7 protein-coding genes and 4 tRNA genes are annotated in these 9,491 nt (G+C 44.7%); all 11 read left to right on the top strand.

The annotated features are described in order from the left end of the window. Positions 1-108: 108 nt before the first annotated feature. The 11 genes from uvrY to cobA all read left to right on the top strand — a co-directional run bounded on the left by uvrY (position 109) and on the right by cobA (position 9,486). Complete coding sequence (uvrY, locus tag L4B77_RS05740; protein ID WP_261837531.1) at positions 109-753, top strand: UvrY/SirA/GacA family response regulator transcription factor; 645 nt, start codon at positions 109-111, stop codon at positions 751-753. Between the two features lie 6 nt (positions 754-759). Next, positions 760-2,592 carry an excinuclease ABC subunit UvrC gene (uvrC, locus tag L4B77_RS05735; protein WP_261837530.1) on the top strand — a complete coding sequence of 611 codons (1,833 nt, stop codon included), beginning with the start codon at positions 760-762 and terminating at the stop codon, positions 2,590-2,592. A 46-nt stretch (positions 2,593-2,638) separates the two neighbouring features. Beyond that, a complete protein-coding gene (pgsA, locus tag L4B77_RS05730; protein ID WP_261837529.1) occupies positions 2,639-3,196 on the top strand; it encodes a CDP-diacylglycerol--glycerol-3-phosphate 3-phosphatidyltransferase in 558 nt (185 codons plus the stop codon). 267 nt (positions 3,197-3,463) lie between these two features. Further along, positions 3,464-3,537: transfer RNA gene (locus L4B77_RS05725), tRNA-Cys, on the top strand. Positions 3,538-3,583: 46 nt separating this feature from the next. Continuing rightward, positions 3,584-3,659 (top strand) — tRNA-Gly (locus L4B77_RS05720). Between the two features lie 80 nt (positions 3,660-3,739). Continuing rightward, positions 3,740-3,826 (top strand) — tRNA-Leu (locus L4B77_RS05715). A 64-nt stretch (positions 3,827-3,890) separates the two neighbouring features. Then, a tRNA-Cys gene (locus L4B77_RS05710) sits at positions 3,891-3,964 on the top strand. A gap of 575 nt (positions 3,965-4,539) precedes the next feature. Then, complete coding sequence (gene nirB / locus L4B77_RS05705) at positions 4,540-7,113, top strand: nitrite reductase large subunit NirB (RefSeq protein ID WP_372040346.1); 2,574 nt, start codon at positions 4,540-4,542, stop codon at positions 7,111-7,113. 15 nt (positions 7,114-7,128) lie between these two features. Next, positions 7,129-7,452 carry a nitrite reductase small subunit NirD gene (gene nirD / locus L4B77_RS05700; protein WP_429749066.1) on the top strand — a complete coding sequence of 108 codons (324 nt, stop codon included), beginning with the start codon at positions 7,129-7,131 and terminating at the stop codon, positions 7,450-7,452. Positions 7,453-7,571: 119 nt separating this feature from the next. After that, complete coding sequence (locus L4B77_RS05695; RefSeq protein WP_429749064.1) at positions 7,572-8,396, top strand: formate/nitrite transporter family protein; 825 nt, start codon at positions 7,572-7,574, stop codon at positions 8,394-8,396. A gap of 310 nt (positions 8,397-8,706) precedes the next feature. Continuing rightward, positions 8,707-9,486, top strand: a complete 780-nt coding sequence (gene cobA, locus L4B77_RS05690) for a uroporphyrinogen-III C-methyltransferase (RefSeq protein WP_429749062.1) — start codon at positions 8,707-8,709, stop codon at positions 9,484-9,486. Positions 9,487-9,491: the final 5 nt, after the last annotated feature.

Genomic DNA, 9,491 nt, shown 5'->3' with positions numbered 1-9,491 from the left:
GTTAAGATGTACTCAATGCTGTGACCCACTGCTCTTTTCTTTAATTGTTGTAAACAGACGAAATGACACAGTGGTTGCAGGGCCAATTAATAGTGTGGAGATACAAGTTTGATAAATGTTTTCCTTGTAGATGATCACGAGCTGGTTCGCACAGGGATACGACGTATTATTGAAGACGTCCGTGGAATGAACGTAGCAGGGGAAGCTGAAAGCGGTGAAAATGCTGTCAAATGGTGTCGTACTAATAATATTGACGTTATTTTGATGGATATGAATATGCCAGGTATTGGTGGCTTAGAAGCAACCAAGAAAATTTTACGTTTCAATCCTGATATTAAAATTATCGTTTTAACGGTTCATACGGAAAATCCATTTCCGACTAAAGTGATGCAAGCTGGGGCTGCGGGTTACCTTACTAAAGGTGCAGGTCCGGATGAAATGGTCAATGCTATTCGAATGGTCAATAGTGGCCAGCGATACATTTCACCAGAAATTGCGCAGCAGATGGCTTTAAGCCAATTCTCGCCTGCATCTGAAAATCCATTCGCAGACTTATCTGAACGTGAACTTCAAATTATGATGATGATTACGAAGGGTCAGAAAGTGACGGATATTTCGGAACAACTCAATCTAAGTCCTAAGACCGTCAATAGTTACCGTTACCGTTTGTTTAGCAAACTGAATATCAGTGGTGATGTGGAACTGACTCACTTAGCGATTAGACATGGAATGTTAGACACTGAGACCCTTTAACGTATCGTGACCAACTTGTTTGACTCAGTTGAATTCCTCAAGACAGTAACAGAGCAGCCCGGCGTTTATCGTATGTATAACGCCGAGGCTGTTGTTATCTACGTCGGTAAAGCTAAAAACCTCAAAAAACGCTTGTCCAGTTATTTCCGTAAAAAAGTCGACAGTGAAAAAACACGCGCTTTGGTCGGTCATATCGATAAAATTGATGTCACCGTTACGCACACGGAAACAGAAGCACTCATTCTTGAACACAATTACATCAAACAGTACTTGCCTAAATACAATGTACTTCTGCGTGATGATAAGTCGTACCCTTATATTTTCATTAGTGGTCATAAGCATCCTCGTTTGTCGATGCATCGTGGTGCTAAGAAGAAAAAGGGCGAATACTTCGGGCCTTACCCTGATTCCGGTGCTGTGCGTGAGACGCTGCACCTCATCCAAAAGATTTTCCCTGCCCGCCAGTGTGAAGATACCATTTATGCCAACAGAACCCGTCCATGCTTGATGTATCAGATTGGTCGTTGTGCAGCGCCATGTGTCAGCTCTATTATCTCTGATGAAGAGTACCGTGAACTTATCGACTACGTTCGTTTATTCTTACAAGGGAAAGACAAATTAGTCCTTGAGACGCTCATCGGTAAAATGGACAAGGCAAGTCGAGAGCTGCGTTTTGAACAGGCGGCCGCTTTCCGTGACCAAATTCAAGCGATTCGACGTGTACAAGAGCAACAGTATGTATCTGATGATTCAATGGAAGATATGGATGTGCTCGGATTCGCTCAAGAGAATGGCGTAGCTTGTATTCATATCTTGATGATTCGCCAAGGCAAGGTTTTAGGCAGTCGAAGTCATTTCCCGAAAATTCCCAACAATACGGTGCGAGAAGAGGTCTTTTCGAGCTTTTTAAGCCAGTATTATCTAGCACATAATGAAGCCAGAACCATCCCGACGCGTCTGATTCTGAATGCGGATTTGATGGAAGATGTTACACCGATTCAACAAGCTTTGTGTGACGTCGCGGGGCGTAAGATTCACTTCAATACGCACCCTTCAGGCACCCGAAGCCGTTATCTTAAGTTGTCGAATACCAATGCATTGACGGCGATCACGACTAAGATTAATCACAAAATGACGATTAATCAGCGTTTCAAAGCGCTTCAAGAAGTGCTATCGATAGACTCTATCAAGCGGATGGAATGTTTTGATATCAGTCATACCATGGGTGAAAGTACGATTGCCTCTTGTGTGGTATTCAATCAAGAAGGCCCGGTTAAAGCTGAATACCGCCGGTATAACATCACGGGTATTACTGGTGGTGATGACTATGCGGCGATGGCACAGGTTCTTGAACGACGTTACTCGAAGCAACTCGATGTCGACAAAATTCCAGACATCATCTTTATCGATGGTGGCAAAGGTCAGTTAAACCGCGCGCATGAGATCATTTCTCAATATTGGGGGGATTGGCCATTTAGACCAAGAATGATGGGGATAGCGAAAGGGGTAACACGTAAGCCGGGTTTAGAAACCTTGGTAACCCTTGAAGGTGAAGAGTTTAATCTACCAAGTGATGCACCCGCACTGCACCTTATCCAACACATTCGTGATGAGAGCCATAATCATGCGATAGCTGGGCACAGAGCCAAACGAGGTAAAACTCGTCGAACCAGTGCATTGGAAGGAATTGAAGGTGTAGGACCGAAGCGTCGTCAATCTCTGCTCAAATATATGGGTGGCTTACAAGAACTTAAGCGTGCAACTGTCGAAGAAATAGCCAAAGTGCCGGGTATTAGTCATTCTTTGGCAGAAAACATTTATCAAGCATTGAAACAATAGTAAAAATCCCGCACCATTGAAGCGCAATTAATAAGAGCCTAATAATATGCGTTTGAATATACCTAATATTTTGTCCTTACTGAGACTGTTTCTGATCCCAGTATTCGTTGTCGTCTTTTACTTACCTTATCAATGGGCTCCTTTTGCTGCTGCGATGGTTTTTTGGGTAGCAGGTTTTACTGACTGGCTCGATGGCATGTTAGCTCGTAAGTTGGGGCAAACCTCTCGCTTCGGTGCATTTATTGATCCGGTCGCTGACAAAGTGTTGGTTGCTACGGCTCTTATCTTGATCACTGAGCATTACCACTCGATTTGGATCACGATCCCAGCGGTCACCATGATAGCTCGTGAGATCATCATTTCAGCGCTTCGCGAATGGATGGCTGAGATTGGTAAACGCGCAAGTGTTGCGGTTTCTTGGGTTGGAAAAGTGAAAACCCTTTCTCAAATGTTCGCGTTGTGGGTGCTGATTTGGCGTTATGACGATTGGATGATTTGGGTTGGCTACATCGCACTTTACATTGCAACAATTCTAACTTACTGGTCTATGGCGCAATACTTGACGGCAGCCAAAGACGATTTGCTGGACGAAAAACACCATTGATAGAGAAGCGAGCTGAGGCTCGCTTTTTTGATCTTTAACTTTCGGTGAAGTGATTAATAATCGGTATCTAATGTGATTTAGGTCTCCTTTGAATAACACGTTTGCAGTATGTTTTGCCTATAAAGTCAGCTATTTGGCCTGTTTCGTATGAAATTTATTCAAACGAATTAAAAATACAAAAAATATTATTGACTCAATCGTCTTAATCCGTAGAATGCATCCCGTACCCAAGAGGATGGCTTTGAGCGATACTGTTGGAGATACTAAGGCGCCTTGGCAGAGTGGCTATGCAGCGGATTGCAAATCCGTGGACCTCGGTTCGACTCCGGGAGGCGCCTCCATTCTTTCTCTTAGTTTGATAAGTTAAGAGRTWATAAGAATGAAAATGCGATACTAGCTCAGTTGGTAGAGCGCAACCTTGCCAAGGTTGAGGTCATCGGTTCGAACCCGATGTATCGCTCCAAATTTTGTAATGTTGATTGGCATCAGCATTAAGATGGTGTTTTACTTTTCAGTAATCGGCATCGCAATAAAGAATTGCGTGCCCTGGTGGTGGAATTGGTAGACACAAGAGATTTAAAATCCCTCGGCGTTCGCGCTGTGCCGGTTCAAGTCCGGCCCGGGGCACCATCTATTTGATTGTTACCTTGTTTGGTCGTAATCAAGAGAGTTGTTCTCTTTAAACACTATTGAAGGCGCCTTGGCAGAGTGGCTATGCAGCGGATTGCAAATCCGTGGACCTCGGTTCGACTCCGGGAGGCGCCTCCACTATTTAAGTTGAAAGGCCAGCAGAAATGCTGGCCTTTTTGCTATCTATCATTCTCGTTTCCCTCGTTGCTTACTCTGTTTGCGATCGGTTTGATTGTCGTCTCGCCATGCCACCCTCACTTGATCAATTCGATGTGTTATTTGCTGCTCTGCCTCAATACGATTGGCTTAATCGAAACGAGTAAAAAGGCCTGTTTGGCTCTCTATCACGTTGAATCTCTTATGGCTAATATCTTCATATTTATACACAGTCCATCATCGTTTCGTAATACTTTCATTTGTTATTACATTTAGCCTGGTAAAAATGAAAGTTAGTGTCATTTCTCACAAGTTTGTTGAATCGGCGTAACATCGATCTCTTGTAAATAGTTAAACAGGCGTGTGTGCGCAACGCTTCTTAACCCTACTAAAGGCAAGGTTTATTTCTGTTTTGCTTTAAAATGAATCAATTCCTCCTCTTTTCTTCTACCTCTTTAGGGTAGTTCAATTTCGTCATTGATTTACATCATATTTTCATTTTATTTCATAATTCATTATCCGCTCAGTTAAGAAATATATCACCTTCAGGAATTCTTATGAGCAAGATGAAGCTAGTCGTAGTCGGTAACGGGATGGTTGGCCATCGCTATATCGAAGATTTGGTTGAGAAAACAGATGTTGCCAACATGGACATCACGGTGTTCTGTGAAGAACCTCGTGTAGCGTATGACCGTGTGCACCTTTCTTCTTACTTTTCACACCACACGGCAGACGAACTTTCTTTAGTAAAAGAAGGCTTCTACGAGAAACACGGCATCAACATACTGATCGGCGAACGTGCTATCAACGTTAACCGTGAAAAGAAAACCGTTTACTCAAGCACTGGTCGTGAAATTCAATACGACAAACTTATCCTTGCTACGGGTTCTTTTCCATTCGTACCGCCAATTAAAGGCAGCGAAGGTAAAGATTGTTTCGTTTACCGCACAATCGAAGATCTGAAAGCGATTGAAGCAACCGCTAAGAACTCAAAGTCTGGTGTGGTAGTTGGTGGGGGGCTGCTTGGCCTTGAAGCTGCAGGTGCACTAAAAGCGCTTGGCGTAACCACTCATGTTGTTGAGTTTGCTCCAAAGTTGATGGCAGAGCAGCTTGATCTTGCTGGTGGTAATCAGCTTCGTCAAAAGATCGAACGTATGGGCGTAAACGTACATACCAGTAAGAACACGCTTGAGATTGCCGCTGAAGGCACTGAAGCTCGTAACGTGATGCGCTTTGCAGACGGCACTGAGCTAGAAACTGATTTCATCGTATTCTCAGCGGGTATACGCCCTCAAGACAAACTTGCTCGTCAAATGGGGCTGGGTATTGCGCCTCGTGGCGGTATTGAGATTAACGACCACTGTCAAACCACTGATGAAGACATCTACGCAATCGGTGAGTGTGCCTCTTGGAACCAAACGTTCTACGGCCTAGTGGCTCCTGGTTACAAAATGGCGACAGTCGCAGTTGACCACATTGTTGGCAACCAAAGCACATTTGAAGGGGCTGACATGTCTGCGAAGCTTAAGCTTCTAGGCGTGAAAGTAGGTTCTATCGGTGATGCAAACGGTCGTACTCCTGGTTGTAAGAGCTACGTTTACCAAAACGAAGAGCAAGAAGTTTACAAGCGTATCATCGTTTCTGAAGACAACAAGAAGCTGCTTGGTGCAGTAATGGTTGGTGACACGTCTGACTACGGCGATCTTCTACAGCTTATGCTGAATGAAATCGACCTTCCAGAACACCCAGATGCATTGATTCTCCCTGCTCACGCTGGTGCTGAAAAGCCAACACTGGGTGCGGACTCGCTTCCTGAGTCTGCTGTTATCTGTTCTTGTTTCGATGTCACGAAGGGCAAGATTGCTCAAGCCGTTGCTGAAGGTCACCACACCATTGGTGATATCAAAGCAGTGACTGGCGCTGGTACGGGTTGTGGTGGTTGTATTCCACTAGTGACTTCAGTACTGAACGCTGAATTGGCTAAAGCCGGTGTCGAAGTGAAGAACGACGTATGTGAGCACTTTGCTTACTCTCGTCAAGAGCTTTTCCACCTGATTCGTATTGAAGAAATCAAAACATTCGACGCGCTATTAGAGAAATACGGTAAGGGCTACGGCTGTGAAGTCTGTAAGCCTCTAGCGGGTTCTATCCTTGCTTCTTGCTGGGGCGAGCACATCCTTAAACCTGAGCTAGTGAAGCTGCACGATACCAACGATAACTTCCTCGGTAACATGCAAAAAGACGGTACTTACTCTGTTATCCCTCGTATGGCGGGTGGTGAAGTTACACCTCAAGCATTAAGTGTTTTGGCTGACGTAGCGGCTGAATACAACTTGTACACCAAGATCACGGGCGCACAACGTATCGGTCTATTCGGTGCTCAAAAAGATGACTTACCCGCTATCTGGAAGAAGTTAATCGCTGCAGGCTACGAAACGGGTCAAGCTTACGCAAAAGCACTTCGTATGGCGAAGACATGTGTAGGTTCAACTTGGTGTCGTTACGGCGTTCAAGATTCAGTTGGCCTAGGCGTGATGATCGAGAACCGTTACAAAGGCATCCGTACTCCTCATAAGATGAAGTTTGGTGTGTCTGGCTGTACTCGTGAGTGTGCGGAAGCGCAAGGTAAAGATTTAGGTCTCATCGCGACTGACGCAGGTTGGAACATGTATGTGTGTGGTAACGGTGGTATGAAGCCTCGTCATGCAGACTTACTGGCAAGCGACCTCGACCAAGAAACGCTGATCAAGTACATCGACCGTTTCATGATGTTCTACATCCGCACGGCTGCGCCACTGCAACGCACTTCGGTATGGATGGACAACCTAGAAGGTGGGGTTGATTACCTACGTGAAGTGATTGTTGACAACAAGCTTGGTATCAATGACCAACTTGAAACTGACATTGCTGGCCTAGTTGATAACTTCGCTTGTGAATGGACAGAAACCATCAACGATGAAGCTCAACTTAAGCGCTTTGCACACTTCATCAATGCTGATGACCGTGATGATAACGTTGTGTTTGTTGAAGATGGTCGTGAACAACACCGTCCAGCGACATTCACCGAGAAACACCCTGAAGCCATTACTTCAAAGCATCAGGGCGACATCATTCACGTTGAACTGGTTTAATTGGGAGACGACATCATGGCATTTATCAAAGTTAGTAAGATCGACGACATTATCCCTGGTACAGGTGTTTGTGCATTGGTTGCTGGTGAGCAAGTGGCTATCTTCCGCCCAACCGAAGCTGAACAAGTCTTCGCGATCAGTAACACCGATCCATACTTCCAATCTAACGTGTTATCACGTGGTTTGATTGTTGAGCACAAAGAAGCGCTTTGGGTGGCAAGCCCACTTAAAAAGCAACGCTTTAACCTAGCAACGGGTGTCTGTATGGAAGACGAGAACTTCAACGTGAAAGCGTACAAAGCTCGTGTGACCAAAGGCGCGGTTGAAATCTCAGCATAATTCGTCAGCAAGATTTGATAGTTCAAGGGTTCTAGCTGTCGATATTGCCTTAACTCGGCAGTTAGAGCCTTTTCCTATCCAATTTTCACTTTTAATTTAAACTTTTTAAGGACAACCTTATGTCTCCTGATTTCAAACCCGCTGAATTCGTTCAAACGATGATCGATGTGGGTGAAGCAAAAATAAAAACAAGTGCTCGTGATCTTCTGATTCGAAGCACGATGGCGGGTATCATTTTATCTCTGGCGGTGGTTGTCGCTATCACAACTATCGTGCAAACCGGGATTGGCATCGTGGGCGCACTTGTGTTCCCTGTGGGTTTCGTGATTTTAAGTGTAATGGGTTACGATTTGGTCACGGGTGTATTTGGCTTAGCACCTTTAGCGAAATTTGATAACCGTCCTGGTGTGACTTGGGGGCGTGTTTTGCGTTGTTGGGGGCTTGTGGGTCTTGGTAATCTGATCGGTTCTCTGATTGTTGCTTTCCTTGTGGCTTTATCTCTAACGGGCAACTTCTCTCTAGAACCCAACGCCGTTGCGCAAAAGTTCATCGCTGTTTCTACTGGTCGTAGCTTAGGTTTTGAAAATATGGGGATGGATGGATGGATCACCTGTTTCGTACGTGCCATTTTCTGTAACCTGATGGTATGTCTAGGCGTGATTGGTAACATGACCGCTCGCACAGTGTCTGGCCGCGTAGCAATGATGTGGTTCCCAATCTTTATCTTCTTCGCATTAGTTTTTGAGCATACTGTAGTAAACATGTTCCTATTCCCACTGGGTATGATGCTCGGCGCTGATTTTGGTATCGCGACATGGTTGAACTTCAACCTTATCCCAACAATCTTGGGTAATATCGTTGGTGGTTTACTGTTAACCACGGTTCCTTTATACCTAACTCACGCGAAAACGGCACCATCGCTAAGTAGCCAAGTAGCCAAGTAGCCAAGTAGCCAAGTAGCCAAGTGATTTAAAGCGCCATTGAGTGTGAGATGAAGAGCTCCAACACAGTGTTTGGGGCTTTTTAGTTTGAATATCCCAAAAGATCATCAACGCGTTGAATTTGGTTGAGCAAAATACCCGATATAGATTGTTTTGTTATAATTACTTCTATCTTCGTTGGTATTTAGCCTGAATATTTATGTCAACACCTGATAGTCTAAGGCATAGGGATTTGGATAAGTCATCGTGAATACAGTGACTTATCGTGTAGATTTACGCTTGAGATAAAACAAGTAAGCTTTCGGAGCGCAGAATGTCAGAAGTATCGTCATCGATAGTTAAACAAGTCACCAAAGGATTGGTTTCATTAGTAGGGGCAGGTCCGGGTGATCCTGACTTACTTACGCTAAAAGCGGCACGAGTTATTCAACAGGCCGATGTGGTCGTTTATGACCGCTTGGTATCAAAAGATATCTTGGCAATGGCTAATTCCGATGCTGAAATGCTGTATGTGGGCAAAAAGCTCGATCATCACTGTGTGCCGCAAGATCAGATCAACCAACTATTAGTCGCCAAAGCACAAGAGTGTAAGCATGTGGTACGCCTGAAAGGGGGAGACTCATTTATCTTTGGGCGTGGTGGCGAAGAGTGTGAAACGTTAGCTGAGAATGGTGTGAGATTTGAAGTCATTCCGGGCATCACGGCGGCGGCTGGTGCAACCGCGTATGCGGGCATTCCGTTGACTCATCGTGATCACGCGCAGAGTGTCCAGTTTATTACCGGTCACCTTAAGAAAGATGGTGAAAATATTGACTGGCAATCTCTTGCTCAGCACAACCATACCATTGTCTTCTACATGGGTTTAAAAGAGAGTCCCAATATACAAAAAAATCTTTTATATCATGGTATGAGGGCGGATATGCCTGTCGCCATTATTGAAAATGGTACTCGTCGAGAGCAGAAAGTGTTTCGTGGTGATCTAAAAGATTTAGCTAATCTGGCTAAAGACGCAATCAGCCCAGCCTTGATCATTGTAGGTAGTGTCGCTCAACTGCATGAAAAACTGGCTTGGTTTCAAGAACAAGTTGAGTAACCTAG

It is taken from the genome of Vibrio minamisatsumaniensis (assembly GCF_050337445.1).
Classification (GTDB): domain Bacteria; phylum Pseudomonadota; class Gammaproteobacteria; order Enterobacterales; family Vibrionaceae; genus Vibrio; species Vibrio artabrorum.
Note: the sequence above shows the minus strand (reverse complement) of the source record. Positions and strands in the feature narration are given on the sequence as shown.